This window comes from Limnohabitans sp. 63ED37-2 (assembly GCF_001412535.1).
Taxonomy (GTDB): domain Bacteria; phylum Pseudomonadota; class Gammaproteobacteria; order Burkholderiales; family Burkholderiaceae_C; genus Limnohabitans_A.
The window spans coordinates 824,401-841,376 of the sequence record NZ_CP011774.1 but is presented as its reverse complement, the minus strand read 5'-3'; the positions used below and the strand labels follow the sequence as shown (position 1 = coordinate 841,376).

The window sequence follows — 16,976 nt, the reverse complement described above, 5'->3', positions numbered from 1 at the left end:
CGTCACGCCTTGTGCCCGACTGTTTGTCTTGGACACCGGGGGAAGCCCCCGGCAGTGGACAATGTTTTACACACCTTTTGACTCGCCCCATCCACGCGCCATGATCCCCATTCCTGTGCTCACGCGCAGCTGAATGGTCGGTCAACTTCGGCAATTCCCTTCGTTTCAGGCGTCAGCTCCGGCAACGTGGGCTTTGCGGTTCTCAAGAACGCAAAGCCGGTTGTGTAAACAGGTTTTGAGCGCAGTCACTTTCTGCGCCGAAGCCAAGCTGAACAGAAAAGGAACGCATCATGAAACGGATGCTGATCAACGCCACGCAAGCTGAAGAGCGCCGCCTGGCCATCGTCGACGGACAAAAACTCCTCGACTACGAAATCGAAATCGAAGGCCGCGAACAACGCAAGGGCAACATCTACAAAGCCGTCGTGACCCGCGTCGAGCCCTCGCTCGAAGCCTGCTTTGTGGACTACGGCGAAGACCGCCACGGCTTTTTACCCTTCAAGGAAATCTCCCGCCAATACTTTGCCGAAGGCGTCTCTGTCAGCCAGGCCCGCATTCAGGACGTCATCAAAGAGGGCCAGTCCCTCTTGGTGCAGGTCGAAAAAGAAGAGCGCGGCAACAAGGGCGCGGCCCTGACCACCTTCGTCAGCTTGGCTGGCCGCTACGTGGTACTGATGCCCAACAACCCCCGTGGCGGTGGCGTCAGCCGCCGCATCGAGGGCGACGACCGGGCCGAGCTCAAAGAAGCGATGGACCAGTTGGAATACCCCAAAGGCATGTCCATCATTGCCCGCACCGCAGGCATTGGCCGCTCCGCGCCCGAGCTGCAGTGGGACCTGAACTACCTGCTCAAGCTGTGGACCGCGATTGACGGCGCCACCCAGGGCAAAGGCGCTTTCCTGATTTACCAAGAATCGTCGCTGGTCATCCGCGCGATTCGAGACTACTTCAACAACGACATCGGCGACATCCTGATCGACACCGACGACATTTACGACCAGGCTCAGCAGTTCATGAGCCACGTGATGCCCGAGTTCGCACCCCGCGTGAAGCGTTACCGCGACGACGCGCCGCTGTTCAGCCGCTTCCAGATCGAGCACCAGATCGAGTCGGCCTATGCCCGCACGGTGCAGCTGCCTTCGGGTGGCGCCATCGTGATCGACCACACCGAAGCTTTGGTGTCGGTGGACGTGAACTCGGCCCGCGCCATCAAGGGCGGCGACATCGAAGAAACCGCGACCCGCACCAACCTCGAAGCCGCTGACGAAGTGGCCCGCCAGATGCGCTTGCGCGACCTGGGCGGCCTGATCGTGATCGACTTCATCGACATGGAAGAGGCCAAGAACCGCCGCGAAGTGGAAAACCGCTTGCGTGACGCGCTGCGCCAGGACCGCGCCCGCGTGCAGTTTGGCTCGATCAGCAAGTTTGGCTTGCTGGAAATGAGTCGCCAGCGCCTCAAGCCCGCCCTGAGCGAAGGCGCATCCATCCCTTGCCCTCGTTGCGGCGGTGCAGGCCACATCCGCGACACCGAAAGCTCGGCACTGCAAATCCTGCGCATCATCCAAGAAGAGTCCATGAAGGACAACAGCGCCGCCGTGCACGCCCAAGTGCCCGTCGAAGTCGCGTCTTTCCTGCTCAACGAAAAGCGCTCCGAGATCGCCAAGATCGAGTTGCAGCAGCGGATCAACGTGCTGCTGGTACCCAACAAATCGCTGGAGACGCCGCACTACAAACTCGAGCGCTTGAAGCACGACGACCCGCGCCTGGACCGCATCGAAGCCAGCTACAAGATGGCCGAAGAAATCGAAGACGCGACCACCGTGACACGCCGCTCGCAAGAGCCCACCAACAAGCAAACGCCGGTCATCAAGGGCGTGCTGCCCGACGCACCTGCGCCAGCAGCACCGGCCAAGCCTGAAGCGCCTGTGGCAGCCAAGCCCGTGGCCAAAGCCGCAGCCGCAGCCCCGGTGGCTGCGCCTGCAGCGGCAGCTTCTGGCGGTTTCTTTGGCTGGTTGAAAAACCTGTTCGGCGGCACAGCAGCCGAGCCCGTGGCTGCACCAGCGGCCAAGCCAGAAGAGAAAGCCCGCGAAGGCCGCCGTGAAGGTGGTCGCGATGGTGGCCGTGAATCAGGCCGTGATGGCCGCCGTGGAGGCCGCGATGGCCGCCGAGGCGAGCGCAGCGAAGGCGCGGCTGGCGAAGTCCGCGCGCCACGCGAAGGTGGACGCCGTGGTGAAGGCCGCATCGAAGGCCGTGAAGGCGAAGCACGTCCCCCACGCGGTGAGCGTGCCGAACGCGGTGAGCGCACGGAGCGTGGTGAACGCGGTGAGCGCAGCGAGCGTGCAAGCGGTGATCGCCCTGCCCGTGAAGGCCGCCGTGATGGCCGTTCATCCGTGCGTGGTGAGAACCTGGCCGAAGGCCAGCGCACCGACAGCCTGAGCGAAGGCCGCACCGATGCCCCAACGGAATTGAATGCCGAAGGCAAAGAAGTGCGCCCAGAGCGTGCCCCTCGCGAGGCCCGTGAAGGCCGCCGCGAACGTGGCGAGCGCGGTGGCGAAGGCCGCCGTGAACGAGGCGAGCGCTCTGAGCGCCGCCCGGGCGAAGTCAACGAAGCCAGCGCTTCTGAAGCGGCTTTGGGCAGCGAGCAAACAGCAGACGCCAACGCCACAACAGAGGGCACAGGCGCAGCTGAAAACGGTGAACGCCGCGAACGCCGCTCACGTGACCGCTACGGCCGTGACCGCCGCGAACGCGCGGGTGATACACGCCCGGACGCAGCAGCTGATCAAGCCTCAGGCGATGACACCGCCGAGCCAGCTCGCCAGAACGCTGAAGCCCAGGCGGAAGACCGCCCTGCCCCACGCTCTTATTTCGAGCGTGCACAGCAAGCAGCAGCCCCCCAGGCCAACCAGGAAACGGCACCGGTGAATGCACAGCCAGCGGCGCCCGCCGCGGATGCAGTGACAACACCCGTGAGCCAACAGGCGCCTGTTGCCCCTGTTGCCCCTGTTGCCCCTGTGGCCCCTGTGGCCGCTGCGCCAGCGCCAGCACCTGCTCCAGCACCTGCTCCAGCACCTGCTCCAGTACCTGCACCAGCAGCTTCGCCTGCTCCTGCGGCCGCAGCCAGCACGGCACAGACCGCCCCTACAAGCGCTCCGGCAGCCAGCACAGCCTTGCCTGTGGTGGCCAGCTACACCTTGCCCATCGACAGCCTGCAGCAAGTCGCACAAAACTCCGGTTTGGTGTGGGTCAACTCCGACAGCGCCAAAGTCGCTGCGGTGCAAGCCGCCATCGCGGCCGAGCCCCCAGCCGTGCGTGTGCCTCGCGAGCGCCCACCCGCGGTGGTTGTGAACGAAGGCCCCTTGGTTTTGGTGGAAACACGCAAAGACTTGAACACACTCCAAGTGCCGTTCTGATCTTCGCCAAGCGCGCGAAATCGCCATGAAAAAACCGGGCTCAGGCCCGGTTTTTTCATGCGCGCTTGGACCCCTCAGAAATCAACGCATTCTGGCTTGCGGCCTGTCAGTTCAAGCCGCATGCTTGGCGAAACAAGCAGTGATTTCAGTCTGATGAGACCTTGGCGGCCTGCTTCCAAGCCGCAGCCGCTTGTACCGGGTCCTGGCGCTGCTCGGCCAATTCGGCCAAAGCCATCCAGGCTTTGCGCTGCAAAGAAGGCACTTGCAGGTTTTTGACGGCCAGCCCCAAAAGGCTTTGGGCCTTGCCCCAAAGGCGCTGGCGCATGCACAGCTGACCGGCCAGGTATAGCAGATGCGCAGCCCTGGGCTGCGACTGGTGGGCGCTTTCCAGGCGGGTGAGCCAAGCAAAGGCATCGTCTGCCTCCGCCCCCGGCAAACAAGCATCAAAGGCCTGCACCACCCGCAGCAATTGCGCGTCTGACCAAATGACGGGATTGGCTTGCATCGGTATCCACAGGTCTTGCAGCCACAGACGGGCCGTGGCGGCAGGGCCGCCAAGCTGCAAGCAACGCAAAGCCGCCTCAGCCGCCACGTCGGGCAGCAAGCGCTGGCTGGACGACAGGCGCTTCCAGACACGCTGCAAGCTGTCCATGTCGTGGGTCTGACCCAGCAACTCCAAAATCAAACGGGTCACCAGGCTTTCGGCAGCCTGCGCAGAAAACGCGCGATGCTTGGCCAACAAACTGGCCGTTTCCAGGGCCTGGGCAGGCTGCCCGGCCAAACGGGCGGCCTTGAGCTGCAGCCGCATGGCCGCCATGCGCCGCCCCACGGCGGGGGGCAAAGCACGCAGTCGCTCCAGGCTGGCCTTGGCATCGCGGTCGTCAAGCGACCAACGGGCAGCACGTAACTGGGTCCCCTCCAGCAAGCTCTGGCGCTCAGACCCGGGACTGGCTTGTACCTGCACCAAGGCCTGGTCCAGGTGGTGCTGCCTTCGCACTTTGTCTTGTAAAGCGTGGCTGGCCTCAGCCGCCATGATGTGGGCCAAGGTGCGCAATGACAGCGCATGGTCCAGGGTCACACCCGAGCTCTGCAACAGGGCTTCTTTGGCCAAGGTCTGCTCGGCTGCCTTGCGGGCACGCAGATAACGCCCCGCCATCAAATGACCCATCGAATCGAGCAAAGCCGCATGGCTGGCCCGCTCTTTTTGCTGCAGACGCCAGCGCTGCGCCCTTTTGGGCAAGGCCAAAAATGCCGCCAGTGCCCGCTGCGCCAGGATCACCAGCAGGACCACCGAAAAAACGGCCAAAACGGCCAAGTTGAGCGACAGGTCAATCCGGTGCGGAAACAAAAACAGGGTCACCGCGCCCTGGTTGTTACCCGCCAGCCAGGCCCCGGCCGCTGCCAAGGCAAACAAAGTCATGAGCCACAAAGCAGCGCGCATAGGGATTACCTTCCTGCCGCTGCGGTGTTCAAAGCCGTCAGCGAGGCTTCAATGCGCGGCAACTCGGCCGTGCGCACCTGCTCACTGGTTTGCTCCAGCAGCTGCAGCAACTGGGTGGTGCGCCGCGACTGGGGCTCTGCGTAACGGCGCACCAACACGGCTGCGGCACCCAAGTCATTGCGCACGCCTTCTTTTTGCCGCGCCAACAAGCCCAGACGGGCATTGAGCAGTTTGAGTTTGAGGTTCTCACGCAAGAAGAAAGCCTGCTCAGGTGAAAGCAAAGCCGCCTCGGGCGCGTCGATGCGGCTGACACGCACCAAACCCTTGACCTCATCCAACATCCGCGTGAGGCCATTCATCCACCAGGTGGGTGGCGTTTGCTCGCCAGAGGCCTCGGCCTGCTCGCGGATCTGGCTTTGCGAGGCCCGTGCCCCGTTGGCCAGCGCCAAGCCCTCCACCAAGGCCACACCTTCATCGAGTTTGTTCATGAGGCCCGGGATGTCAAAGGCCGGGAGACTTTTGAGTCGCTCCAAGTCTTTTTCAAGGGCCCGGGCCACCGGGGTCAGACGCGGCTGAGCGGCACGCTGCACCCGCTTTTGGGCCGACTGCAAGGCCGCCAGCAAGGGCTCGGTGCTGCCGGTCATTTGGGCCTGCTGCTGCGCAATGCGCAAGGCCGACTCGATGTCCACCACCAAGGTTTCATCGCGCGAACGCGACAGGCTTTGCATCAGCTCTTCCAACTGGGTGCGCTGCAAAGCCACTTCCGAGAGGCGGGCTTCCATGAGCGCGACGCGGGCTGCGCTGTCTTGTACGATTTCCTGCGACTGCTTGGCCCATGTTTTGGCCTCCAGCGCCTGCAAACCTGTGTCGGCACTTTGGCGGGCCAGTTGTTCCTGGATGCGTGAGAGTTTTTGCCACATCAGCAGCGACACCCCCAAGGCGATCACAGCCACCGCCCCCAACACGGCCACAAGCCAACGGGGGGGCCATGCAGACGGCAGGGCCTTGGGTGACTCGGTCACAGGCAGTGCCTTAGGTTGGGTGTCGACAGCAGTGTCAATTGGGGAGGTCATGTGAGCGATTTTATCGACTGGGCCTGAGCATCCACGCCCGCTGGCACCAGATCGACCCGCCCCCAGCCGGACGCCTGCAGGCGCTGCGCAATGCGGGGGTGCGTGGCCAGCGCCCGCGCCTGCGTCAAAGGCAGGTCGGGGCAGGCCAACAAAAGGTGCTGCGCCGCCTCTGAACTGCTGAACAGCCAAGCACTGCCGTCGGCCACAGCCTGCAGCGCCAGGCTTTGCTGCGCTGGGGTCAACACGGGGGCCTGACGCACATAGGCAACGGCTTGCAAGACCTCCAGACCCGCGTTCTCGAGCTGGTGCGCCAACCAGTCGCGCCCCGCGAGTTGCCCCCGGGCATCGGCACCACGCACGATCAACACAGAAGGCTTGGTCGGCGTTGAGGCGACCGACGCCTGCACCCGGTGCGCCACCAAGTCCCACAGGGCTTCCGAATCGAACTGGGGCGCGTCTTCACCCGGCGAGTCGATCAGCGCCTCAGGCCAGCCAGCCGCCAGCAAAGCGGCACGGGTGCCGGGGCCGGTCGACCAAGCGCGGCAGCTGGGCATCGGCTGGTTTGTTGGCCGGGCCGCCATGAAAAAACGCACCGCATTGGCACTGACAAACATCAGCGCCATATGCCGAGGAAGGTCACGCCACGCCTGCTCCAGATCGTTGGGGTTTGGCAAAGCGGCAATCTCGATCAAGGGCAAGGCATCGCAAGGCACACCGCGTGCCAACAAAGCATCGGCCCAGGCCTGGGCCTCACGCCCGGGTCGGGTCACGATCACCCGCCAAGGAGCAGCAGAAACAGACGTGTCAGACGCCAGCGCCATGTCAGCGCCAGACCTCAATGCGCTCCGCCGTCGCGCAAAGCTTGCGCCACGCTCAGGCCCAGCGCCTCGGCGGCTTGCAAGCCATCGGTGCTGGCTTGTGCGTCGGCCGTGACCAAGGTGGTCGCGCCTTCCGGGTCGCCCCAGGCCGCTTGCAGCTTGAGCACACCGCCCTCGATGGTCGCGTGCGCGGCCAAAGGCATGGAGCAGCTGCCCCCCATGGCGCGGCTCACCGCCCGCTCGGCCGCCACGCGCCGCCAAGAGGGGGCATCGGCCAGTTGCGCGAGCAAGGCACGCAAATCGGCCCGGTCGCTGCGAATTTCAATGCCCAAAGCGCCCTGCCCTGCGGCGGGCAACATTTGATCGGTTTCAAAAATGTGGCGAATCCGTTCGCTCATCTCCAGACGCTTGAGGCCCGCTGCCGCCAGCACAATGCCCGCGTACTGGCCTTCATCGAGTTTGCGCAGGCGAGTGTCCAGGTTGCCGCGCAGGGGCTCAATCTTCAAGTCGGGACGCAGCGCCCGCAGCAGCACCGTGCGGCGCAGGCTCGATGTGCCCACCACCGCACCTGGCGGCAAGTCTTCCAGGCGGGCGTATTGCGACGACACCCAAGCGTCGCGGGGGTCTTCGCGCTCCATCACACAGGCGAGCTCAAAGCCCTCGGGCATGTCCATCGGCACATCTTTGAGGGAGTGCACCGCGATGTCGGCGTGTCCCTCTTGCAGCGCGACTTCCAGTTCCTTGACGAACAGGCCCTTGCCACCCACTTTGGACAGGCTTCGGTCCAAGATTTGGTCGCCTTGGGTCGTCATGCCCAGCAACTTGACCGTGCAGCCAAGCCCCTCGAGCAAAGATTTGACATGTTCGGCCTGCCACAAAGCCAAACGGCTTTCACGGGTGGCGATGACGATAGAGGGCTGCTGGGTCTCTGTCACGACGGATTTCCTAGAAAATTTTTTGATCCCATCAAAATGAAATCAATTGGTAATTTTGTCTCTCTGGGCGATGCTAGCATGATGTCAAGGGAAATTGACACCTTGTTGGACTTTGTCGACCACCTACCGATTCACCGCATTCACCCTTGAGCGCAGCACCCCATGAAACAGGCCCTTCCCAAAAACACCCCCCCACTCAAAAGCAGCGCCAGCGCCCTCGACAAAAACCAAAAACGCGACAGCGAACGCCCCTTAGTGGAAGACATTCGCCTGCTGGGCCGCATTTTGGGCGACGTGATCCGGGTGCAAGAAGGCCCCGAGGCCTATGAGCTGGTCGAGCAAATCCGCAAACTCTCTGTGGCCTTCCGGCGCGATGCCGACCACGAAGCCGACAAGGCCCTGAAAAAACTGCTCAAAAGCCTGCCCGGTGACCGCGCCGTGAGTGTGATCCGCGCCTTCACCTACTTTTCACACCTGGCCAACTTGGCCGAAGACCGCCACCACATCCGCCGCCGCGCCATCCACGAGCGGGCAGGCCACACGCAAGAAGGCAGCATCGACGTGGCGCTGCAGCGCCTGCGCTGGGCGGGCATCACGCCGCGCAGCATCTCCGACATGCTGGCCACCAGCTTCGTCTCGCCCGTGCTCACCGCCCACCCCACCGAGGTGCAACGCCAAAGCATTTTGGACGCCGAGCGCGACATCGCCCACCTGCTGACCGAGCGCGACGCCATCAAGGCCCGCGCTGCAGCTGTGAACGCCGCCAAAGACGCGCTCAGCCCCAAAGAGCTGGCTGCCAACGAACAACAAATCCGTGCCCGTGTGATGCAGCTGTGGCAAACGCGTTTGCTGCGCTTGACCAAACTCACTGTGGCCGACGAGATCGAAAACGCACTGAGCTATTACGAAGCCACGTTTTTGCGCGAGATTCCCAAACTCTATGCCGAGATCGAACAGGCCCTGCCCGGCCAGCCGATTGCCAGCTTTTTGCGCATGGGCCAGTGGATTGGTGGCGACCGCGACGGCAACCCCAATGTGACCGCGCAAACGCTGGAACACGCCCTGACCCGCCAAAGCGACGTGGCGCTGCGCCACTACCTGACCGAGGTGCACTTTTTGGGCAGCGAGTTGTCGCTGTCGGCCATGCTGGTGCCCTTTGGCCCCGAGATGCTGGCATTGGCCGAGCGCTCACCCGACACCAATGAACACCGCCAAGACGAGCCCTACCGCCGGGCGCTCACGGGCATGTACGCCCGCTTGGCCGCCACCTTGAAAAAACTCACAGGCGGTGACGCCGCCCGCCACGCCGTGGCCCCGCAAAACCCCTATGCCACGCCCGAAGCGTTTTTGGCCGATCTGCGGGTCATCGAAACATCTTTGCGCAGCCACCACGCCGAAGCCCTGGCCGCACAACGTCTGCACCCACTGATCCGCGCAGTCGAGGTGTTTGGCTTTCATCTGGCCACGGTGGACCTGCGCCAAAGCTCGGACCAACACGAAGAAGTCGTCGGCGAGCTGCTGACCACCGCACGCGTGGAAAAAAACTACCGCCAACTCGACGAACATGCCAAACAAGCGCTGCTGCTGGGCCTCTTGAACGATGCACGTCCGCTGCGCGTGCCTGGGGCCGACTACAGCGCCCACACGGTCTCTGAGCTGGCCATTTTTGACACCGCGCAACGCATGCTGCAAAGCTTCGGTCGGCAGGCCATCCGGCACTACATCATCAGCCATACCGAAACCGTGAGCGACTTGCTGGAGGTGCTGCTGCTGCAAAAAGAAGTGGGCCTGCTGCGCGGCACGCTGGACGCACAGGCGCACAACGACCTGATTGTGGTGCCGCTGTTCGAGACGATTGAGGACCTGCGCAATGCCGCGCCCATCATGCGCGACTTCTATGCCCTGCCCGGCGTGGCCGCGCTGGTGGCCCGCTCAGGCGGCGAACAAGACATCATGCTGGGTTATTCCGACAGCAACAAGGACGGTGGCATCTTCACCAGCAACTGGGAGCTGTACCGCGCCGAAATCGCTCTGGTGGAATTGTTCGACAAACTCAAAAGCAGCCACGGCATCACCTTGCGCATGTTCCACGGCCGAGGCGGCACCGTGGGCCGGGGCGGTGGCCCCAGCTACCAGGCCATCCTGGCGCAGCCCCCGGGCACGGTGCGCGGACAAATTCGCCTGACCGAACAAGGCGAAGTGATTGGCTCTAAATACGCCAACCCCGAAATTGGCCGCCGCAACCTCGAAACACTGGTCGCCGCCACCCTCGAAGCCACCTTGCTGCAACCCACCAAGCCCGCCACACGGGCCTTTCTGGACGCCGCGGCCGAACTTTCTGAGGCCAGCATGGCCGCCTACCGTTCGTTGGTCTACGAGACCCCTGGCTTCACCGACTACTTTTTTGGGTCCACGCCGCTCAAGGAGCTGACGCAGCTGAACATCGGCTCGCGCCCGGCCTCGCGCAAGGCCTTGCAAAAGATCGAAGACCTGCGGGCCATTCCCTGGGGCTTCAGCTGGGGCCAATGCCGCCTGACCTTGCCCGGCTGGCTGGGCTTTGGCTCGGCCGTGGCCGCCTTTTTGGACAAGCCCGATGCCGCCGAGCGCAAAGCGGCCCTGGCCCTGCTGCAAAAGATGTACCGCCAGTGGCCATTTTTCCGCACCCTGCTGTCCAACATGGACATGGTGCTGGCCAAGAGCGACCTGGCCCTGGCCTCGCGCTACGCCGAGATGGTGGAGGATGCCCGCTTGCGCAAAAAAATCTTCGCGGCCATCGAAGCCGAATGGCACCGCACGGCCGATGCGATCACGCAAATCACGGGCGAGAAAAACCGCCTGGCCAGCAACCCCGCGCTCGACCGCTCGATCCGCCACCGCTTTCCGTACATCGACCCGCTGCACCACCTGCAGGTCGAACTCATCCGCCGCTACCGGGCGGGCTTGGCCGACGAGCGTGTGCAGCGCGGCATCCACATCAGCATCAACGGGATCGCGGCGGGGCTGCGCAACACGGGCTGATGTCAAGCGGCCCCCAGCACTCATTGCAAGGAAATTTCGATCGCTCACAAAACCCACCATATTGATTACAAAATAACTAAAATCAGGCGTTCATGCCCACATGAAAGCCTATGATTTCCGTCCATCCCCTTGACCCACACGCCCTCCCCGCTCTTGGCGCGGAAGGTGGCAACGAAGCCCCAACAGAGGCCCTGGCCACGTCTCCAGACACGGCCGCCTCTTTGCCCTTGGCGTCACACGCCCTCAAGCGCATGCCCTTGGCAGCGGGTGGCTTGCTGTTGGCATCGTGTGGCGGCGGTGGCTCCAGTGGAGGCGGGATCGGTTTTGACGCCGTGCTGACCGACACAGAGGCTGCCCGCTTCTTGTGCCAATCGGGGTTTTCTGCATCCACCGAATCGATGGCGGCGGTCAGAAACTTGGGCTTGAGCGATTGGCTGGATTCGCAATTGGCCATGCCGTTGCAAGGCATCTCTCGATACGAATGGATGGTGTCCAACGGCTATGCCATAGAAGCCAACCGGACGAACTTCACGGGGGCTGACAACGCCATTTGGCTCAAGCTCATGAGCAGTCCTGACCCCGTTCGTCAACGCATGACACTGGCCTTGTCGGAGATTTTTGTGGTCTCTATGCAAGGTTTGCCCATCGAATGGCGGGGCCTGTGCATTGCCCATTACGCAGACCTGCTCGAGCGCCATGCCTTTGGCACTTACCGGCAGCTTTTGCAAGAGGTCACCCTCAGCGTGGGCATGGGCAGCTACCTGAACATGTTGGGCAACCGCAAAGAAGACACACGAACCGGTCGGGTGCCCGATGAGAACTATGCCCGTGAGGTCATGCAGCTGTTCAGCATCGGTTTGGTGCAATTGAACGCAGACGGCACGCCGCGCCTGAGCAACGGCCAGCCCATGGACAGCTACTCGGCGCAGGACATCAGCCAACTGGCCCGCGTGTTCACCGGCTGGGAACGCGATCGCGCAGATGCCATGGACTACGCACATGTGACGCGCCCCATGAAACACAACGCCGCCAACTTCCAAAGCGGCGACAAGACCGTTTTGGGCACCACCATCCCAGGGTCATGGGGTGGACCCGAAGCCTTGTCCTTGGCCTTGGACACTTTGGCCAACCACCCCAACGTCGGGCCTTTTATGGGGCGTCAACTCATCCAGCGCTTCACCATGAGCCACCCCAGCCCCGCCTACGTGGGCCGAGTGGCGGCGGTCTTCAACAACAACGGAAGCGGCGTGCGGGGTGATTTGAAAGCCACTTTGCGTGCGGTTTTGCTCGACCCTGAAGCACGCGCCAGCCCCACGGGCAACGCCTCGGGTCGCTTGCGTGAGCCGGTACAGCGTTTTGTCCAATGGGGGCGTACCTTCGGAATCACCAGCATCTCAGGCCGCTGGCCCATCGGTGACACCAGCGACCCGGCCTCCCGCCTGGGTCAAAGCCCATGGCGCAGCCCATCGGTGTTCAACTTTTTTCGTCCGGGCTATGTCCCACCGGGCAACGAGTTGGCCGCCAACCAAATCACGGCTCCCGAGTTTCAGCTGCTCAACGAAAGCACCGTGGCGGGTTACCTCAACTTCATGCAATCGGTCATCAGCAACGGCCTCTCCAGTGGCGATGTCATCGCCAATTACGCGGCCGAGCTGAGCCTGGCGACGGACCCACCCGCGCTCTTGGCGCACCTGAATTTGCGACTCGCGGCAGGCGCCATCCACCCCGTGACTTTGTCGGAGCTGAGCACCGCCGTGGCCACCATCGCCGCATCCAATGCGGCAGGTCAACTCAACCGCGTGCGGGCCGCCATCTTGTTGGTGATGGCCGCGCCCGAATACCTGATCCAAAAATAAGGCCGCCATGAAACTCAATCGACTGCCTGAAATTCAGCGCCGTGAATTCCTGCGGCGCTCCACACAACTGGGCCTGGTGGGCATGGCTGCGCCTTGGGCCCTGAATCTTGCTGCCATCGGTGAAGCGGCTGCAGCCGATGCCCGTGGCGGCTACAAGGCGCTGGTGTGTGTCTTTTTGAACGGTGGCAACGACAACGGCCGCACCTTGCTGCCCGTTGACGCAGCAGGCCATGCCTTTTTGGCCAGCTTGCGTGGGGGCACCACCGACCTCGGCGGCTTGGTGGCACCACGGGCCAGCTTGGCGGCCACCACTTTGACCCCCAGAGTCCCGCTGACAGGCCCCGGCGTCAATGGCACACAACTGGCCATGGCGGCAGAACTGTTGCCACTCAAGTCTTTGTTTGACACGGGCAAACTGGGTTGGTTGCTCAATGTGGGCACCCTCATGGAGCCCACCACCAAAGCGCAATACCTGGCCCGGTCCGTGCCATTGCCCCCCAAACTGTTCAGCCACAACGACCAGCAGTCTTTTTGGCAAAGCAGTGGCGTAGAAGGGTCCACCAAAGGCTGGGGGGGCGCGATCGGCGACCTGTTTTTGTCGAGCAACGCTACCAGCACTTTCACCTGCATCAACGCCAGTGGCAATGCGGTGTTTTTGATGGGCGACCAAGCCGTTCAATACCAGATCAGCAACAGTGGCGCAGTCCCCGTCAACGGGGTGGTCTCGAATCTGTTTGGATCGGCCTCATGCAGCAAGGCCCTGAACAACTTGATCACGGCACCACGCACACACTGGATGGAGGCCGAACTCAACCGCGTGGCCTCGCGCTCCATCACCGCCCAGGCCACTGTCAAAGCCGCATTGGGCAATGCCAACGCCTTGCCCTTCACGGCCACATTCGACACCACACAGAGCTTGGGACGCCAGTTGCAAATGGTCGCCCGGCTGATTGCAGGACGCAGCACCCTGGGTGCTCAGCGGCAAATTTTCTTTGTCAGCATCGGTGGCTTTGACAACCACGATTTTTTACTGACCCAACACCCAGGCTTGCTTGGCCAATTGGCCAATGGTCTGAGCGCCTTCCAGTCCGCCATGAACGAGTTGGGCTTAGCCGACCAGGTGACCACCTTCACCGCCAGCGACTTTGGCCGCACACTGACCAGCAACGGCGATGGCAGCGACCACGGATGGGGGTCACACCACCTGATCATGGGCGGCGCCGTTCGTGGTCAGCGCTTTTGGGGAAAGATGCCTTTGCTGGCCAACAACGGCCCGAACGATGTGGGTCAGGGGCGCTTGATCCCAACCAGCAGCGTCGACCAACTGGCCGCCACCTTGGCCAAATGGATGGGTGTGAGTGCGACCGAAATCAAGACCCTGTTCCCCAACATCAGCCGCTATGACCAAAGCGATTTGGGGTTTTTCAGCCTATGAGGCTGCAGTGTCGGCACAGCCATCAAACGACTCAAACAAGTCGCCCAAAAATTCTTTGTCGCTCAACCGGTCGAAGTGAACCTTTTAAAACTCATGTTCAGCTCAGTGATCAGCGCTGAAGTGGCCATCTCAGACCGCCCCAAAAAGCCAGTCACAGCCACTTTTGAGCGCATCAGCGAATACCTGCTCAAGTACGACCAAGGCGCGCAAGTGCTGACTGTCAAGCCTTGATACATCTGGCGGATTCAAGTACGAACTGCAACACGGTTTAACGAGGCGTGAAACACCTCGTGGGGTGTCTTGAATCCCAGCCGCTTTCTGGGCCGGTGATTCAATCTGTTTTCGATCATAGTCAACTCCTCATCGGTGACAGTTTCCATGCGCCTCTTCTTGGGAATGTATTGGCGCAGCAAACCATTGAAGTTCTCGTTGCTGCCGCGCTGCCAGCTGCAATACGGATCGGCAAAGTAAGTCTGGATGCCAAGGGCCTGATCGATGGCCTGGTGATCGGCAAACTCCTTGCCGTTGTCTACCGTCAAGGTCTTCACCCGTGAGCTCAGGGGCTTGAGCATGCCTTCAATAGCCCGGCCCACCAAATCAGCAGACTTGTTGGGCACTTTGGCCAGCACAGCAAAGCCACTCTTGCGTTCTACCAGTGTCACGATGGCTTGTTTGTGAGCCGCGCCAATAACGGTATCACCTTCCCAGTGGCCCACTTGCTTGCGATCTTCAATGTGGCTTGGTCTCTCGCTGATCGGGCGGCGGTTCGGGATCTGACCACGTCTATCACGCCCGCACAGGTGGCGTTTGCGCCGAGGCTTTTGGCTACGCAGGTGCGTGTGTAAATCACCACCGGCAGCCTTGTTCGCATAGACATACAAATAGACGCTCTCATGGCTGACCGCCACCTTGCCTGCAATCTGCTCGGGGCTCCATTGAATGCCAAGGTAGAAATCCACATCGGACCAGACTTTGGAATCTAAACGGCGGGCATTACGGCTTCGCTGTGCCCGCTCAGAAGCCTTGGCGCAGGCTTGTTCGGCGCGATAGCCACGCTGACCGCGGCCACGGCTGAGTTCGCGGCTGATGGTGCTGCGGCTCCTGCCCAATGAACGGGCGATCTCGCTGATGGTCTGTTTGGCTTTCAAGAGGCTGTGAATTTGGTATCGTTCTTCTCGGCTGAGGTGCTTGTACATCTGGCAACTTGGACTTGGCGGTTTGAGTGGCCATGATGCCTTGACATCCTCAGCCACCCATCACCGGGTTTATCTTTGTTGCACCTCGTACTTGAATCCGCCTCTTTATAAAAACGTGAACAACTGATTGCAATTCTTATTTTCACGATCAAACACAGTACGGGGTGATGAAGCATGACCCGAAAAATCAATACTGCCAACCTGCCCGACTTCGACATGGCCGAACACCTCAAGACCGACGAGGATGTGGCCAACTATTTGACGTGGGTAATGGTAGAAAACGATCCCGCTGAGCTGACCCAAGCGCTGGGTACCATCGCCCGCGCACGCGGCATGACTGAAGTGGCCCGCGCCTCGGGCTTGACCCGCGAAGCGCTCTACAAAGCCCTGCGCCCCACATCGCACCCGCGCTTTGTCACGATTGCCCGCGTTTGCACTGCGCTGGGGGTGAAGCTGGTGGCGCAGCCGATGCAGGCTTGAGTCGCAACACAGCAAACGCTAAGGCACCTTCGGGTGCCTTTTTTCATGCTCGATGAAAAAATAGTTGGCATAAAACCGTTAACTCTATCAACACCACCACAACAACTTACACATCTGAAAAATTCATCAGGCGCGTTTTCATAGACTGTGAAGCGAAGACTTTTCGCGTTCAAAAAGAGACAAGCACAGCATGCGCGCATCAAACGAAATGCCCACCTTCGACGCCCTGTTCGAGCCCCTGCTCGCGGCGCTTCGTGCCTTGGGTGGCTCAGGCAGCATTGAGGAAATTTATGCCAAGACCGTTGAGGTCGCAGGCATCTCTGAAGACGTCGCATCACAGATGCACGACCCAGACAAAAGCAACATGACCGAAGTGGGCTACCGACTGGCTTGGGCACGGACCTATCTGCGCAAATACGGACTACTGGAAAACTCCAGCCGGGGCGTCTGGTCACTGACGGCCAAAGGCAACAGTGCTGACAAGATCAACACCGCCGAGATCGTCAAAGCCGTTCGCAACATGGATCGGCCAGAGCCAACCAAGCGAAGCAAGAAAGCCGAATCCATTGAATTAGATTTTGGAAAAGACCTGCCAGAAGAAGACCGCTGGAAAGACAAGCTCAACGCAGTGCTCACCCAGCAACTCAGTCCACAAGGCTTTGAGCGGTTGGTGCAACGCATCCTGCGCGAATCGGGCTTTGTAGCGGTAGAAGTCACGGGCCGCACGGGCGACGGCGGCATTGACGGCAAAGGCATCGCCCGCATCAACGGCTTCATGAGTTTTCATGTGCTCTTCCAATGCAAACGCTACAAAGGCTCGGTCGGCTCCAGTGAAATCCGCGACTTTCGGGGCGCCATGGTCGGGCGGGCAGACAAAGGGCTGTTCATCACCACGGGCACCTTCACAACAGGTGCCATCAAAGAAGCTACACGCGACGGTGCTCCGCCGATTGACTTGGTGGATGGCGATGAGCTGGCTGAAAAGCTGAAAGAACTGTCGCTGGGTGTGACTACGGAACTGGTACCAAGAGTGGTGGTGAATCCGGAATGGTTTGTGGGGCTCTCCAATGCGAAGTGAATGCACTGTGGGTTCCTTTGAACAAAAGCAACAAGCCTTTATGGCCTTTATGCTGGACCAATACGTGACCCAAGGCGTAGACCAACTCAACACCGACAAACTCACCCCACTGCTCAAGCTGCGCTACAACGCACTGAATGACGCGATGGCCGAATTGAGGGATGCGGTGCAGGTGCGGCAGGCGTTTGTGGGGATGCAGCGGAATTTGTATCTTTATTAAGGCAACTAAATAC

General features: G+C 61.4%; 13 protein-coding genes. 8 read left to right on the top strand and 5 right to left on the bottom strand.

All coding sequences use genetic code 11. The features are described 5' to 3' along the window. Nucleotides 1-290 precede the first annotated feature (290 nt). A complete protein-coding gene (locus L63ED372_RS03995) occupies nucleotides 291-3,413 on the top strand; it encodes an Rne/Rng family ribonuclease (RefSeq protein WP_062403626.1) in 3,123 nt (1,040 codons plus the stop codon). Nucleotides 3,414-3,558: 145 nt separating this feature from the next. Here L63ED372_RS03995 and L63ED372_RS03990 read toward each other — a convergent pair whose 3' ends face one another. The 4 genes from L63ED372_RS03990 to hemC are packed head-to-tail and all read right to left on the bottom strand — an operon-like array spanning nucleotide 3,559 to nucleotide 7,680. Further along, nucleotides 3,559-4,854 (bottom strand): heme biosynthesis HemY N-terminal domain-containing protein, encoded by a 1,296-nt coding sequence (locus L63ED372_RS03990; RefSeq protein ID WP_062403623.1) that lies wholly within the window; start codon nucleotides 4,852-4,854, stop codon nucleotides 3,559-3,561. Between the two features lie 5 nt (nucleotides 4,855-4,859). Next, on the bottom strand, nucleotides 4,860-5,927 hold the full coding sequence (locus L63ED372_RS03985) for a uroporphyrinogen-III C-methyltransferase (RefSeq protein WP_062403620.1): 1,068 nt from the start codon (nucleotides 5,925-5,927) through the stop codon (nucleotides 4,860-4,862). Next, on the bottom strand, nucleotides 5,924-6,748 hold the full coding sequence (locus tag L63ED372_RS03980; RefSeq protein ID WP_062403616.1) for a uroporphyrinogen-III synthase: 825 nt from the start codon (nucleotides 6,746-6,748) through the stop codon (nucleotides 5,924-5,926). Before L63ED372_RS03980 ends, L63ED372_RS03985 begins: the two co-directional genes overlap by 4 nt. Nucleotides 6,749-6,762: 14 nt before the next feature. Further along, nucleotides 6,763-7,680, bottom strand: a complete 918-nt coding sequence (gene hemC, locus L63ED372_RS03975) for a hydroxymethylbilane synthase (RefSeq protein ID WP_082431579.1) — start codon at nucleotides 7,678-7,680, stop codon at nucleotides 6,763-6,765. 162 nt (nucleotides 7,681-7,842) lie between these two features. Here hemC and ppc point away from each other — a divergent pair, with 162 nt between their 5' ends. From ppc to L63ED372_RS16355, 4 genes are all read left to right on the top strand, one after another. After that, nucleotides 7,843-10,698: a phosphoenolpyruvate carboxylase gene (gene ppc / locus L63ED372_RS03970; RefSeq protein WP_082431578.1), complete on the top strand. Its 2,856-nt coding sequence runs from the start codon at nucleotides 7,843-7,845 to the stop codon at nucleotides 10,696-10,698. Nucleotides 10,699-10,808: 110 nt separating this feature from the next. Continuing rightward, nucleotides 10,809-12,554 (top strand): DUF1800 domain-containing protein, encoded by a 1,746-nt coding sequence (locus L63ED372_RS03965; RefSeq protein ID WP_062403610.1) that lies wholly within the window; start codon nucleotides 10,809-10,811, stop codon nucleotides 12,552-12,554. A gap of 7 nt (nucleotides 12,555-12,561) precedes the next feature. Beyond that, nucleotides 12,562-13,989, top strand: coding sequence for a DUF1501 domain-containing protein (locus L63ED372_RS03960; protein WP_062403607.1), 1,428 nt, complete (start codon nucleotides 12,562-12,564; stop codon nucleotides 13,987-13,989). Between the two features lie 93 nt (nucleotides 13,990-14,082). After that, a complete protein-coding gene (locus L63ED372_RS16355) occupies nucleotides 14,083-14,220 on the top strand; it encodes a hypothetical protein (RefSeq protein WP_156343550.1) in 138 nt (45 codons plus the stop codon). A gap of 14 nt (nucleotides 14,221-14,234) precedes the next feature. Here the strand turns inward: L63ED372_RS16355 and L63ED372_RS03955 are convergent, their stop codons facing one another. Then, the gene (locus L63ED372_RS03955) at nucleotides 14,235-15,185 is read right to left on the bottom strand and encodes an IS30 family transposase (RefSeq protein ID WP_062402482.1); all 951 of its coding nucleotides are present in this window, start codon (nucleotides 15,183-15,185) and stop codon (nucleotides 14,235-14,237) included. 174 nt (nucleotides 15,186-15,359) lie between these two features. Between L63ED372_RS03955 and L63ED372_RS03950 the strand changes: the two genes are divergently transcribed. The 3 genes from L63ED372_RS03950 (at nucleotide 15,360) to L63ED372_RS03940 (ending at nucleotide 16,963) form a co-directional block, all read left to right on the top strand. Beyond that, nucleotides 15,360-15,665 carry an addiction module antidote protein gene (locus L63ED372_RS03950; protein ID WP_062403604.1) on the top strand — a complete coding sequence of 102 codons (306 nt, stop codon included), beginning with the start codon at nucleotides 15,360-15,362 and terminating at the stop codon, nucleotides 15,663-15,665. 190 nt (nucleotides 15,666-15,855) lie between these two features. Continuing rightward, nucleotides 15,856-16,743 (top strand): restriction endonuclease, encoded by an 888-nt coding sequence (locus L63ED372_RS03945; RefSeq protein ID WP_062403601.1) that lies wholly within the window; start codon nucleotides 15,856-15,858, stop codon nucleotides 16,741-16,743. Between the two features lie 40 nt (nucleotides 16,744-16,783). Further along, a complete protein-coding gene (locus tag L63ED372_RS03940; RefSeq protein WP_156343549.1) occupies nucleotides 16,784-16,963 on the top strand; it encodes a hypothetical protein in 180 nt (59 codons plus the stop codon). The last annotated feature ends 13 nt before the right edge of the window (nucleotides 16,964-16,976 follow it).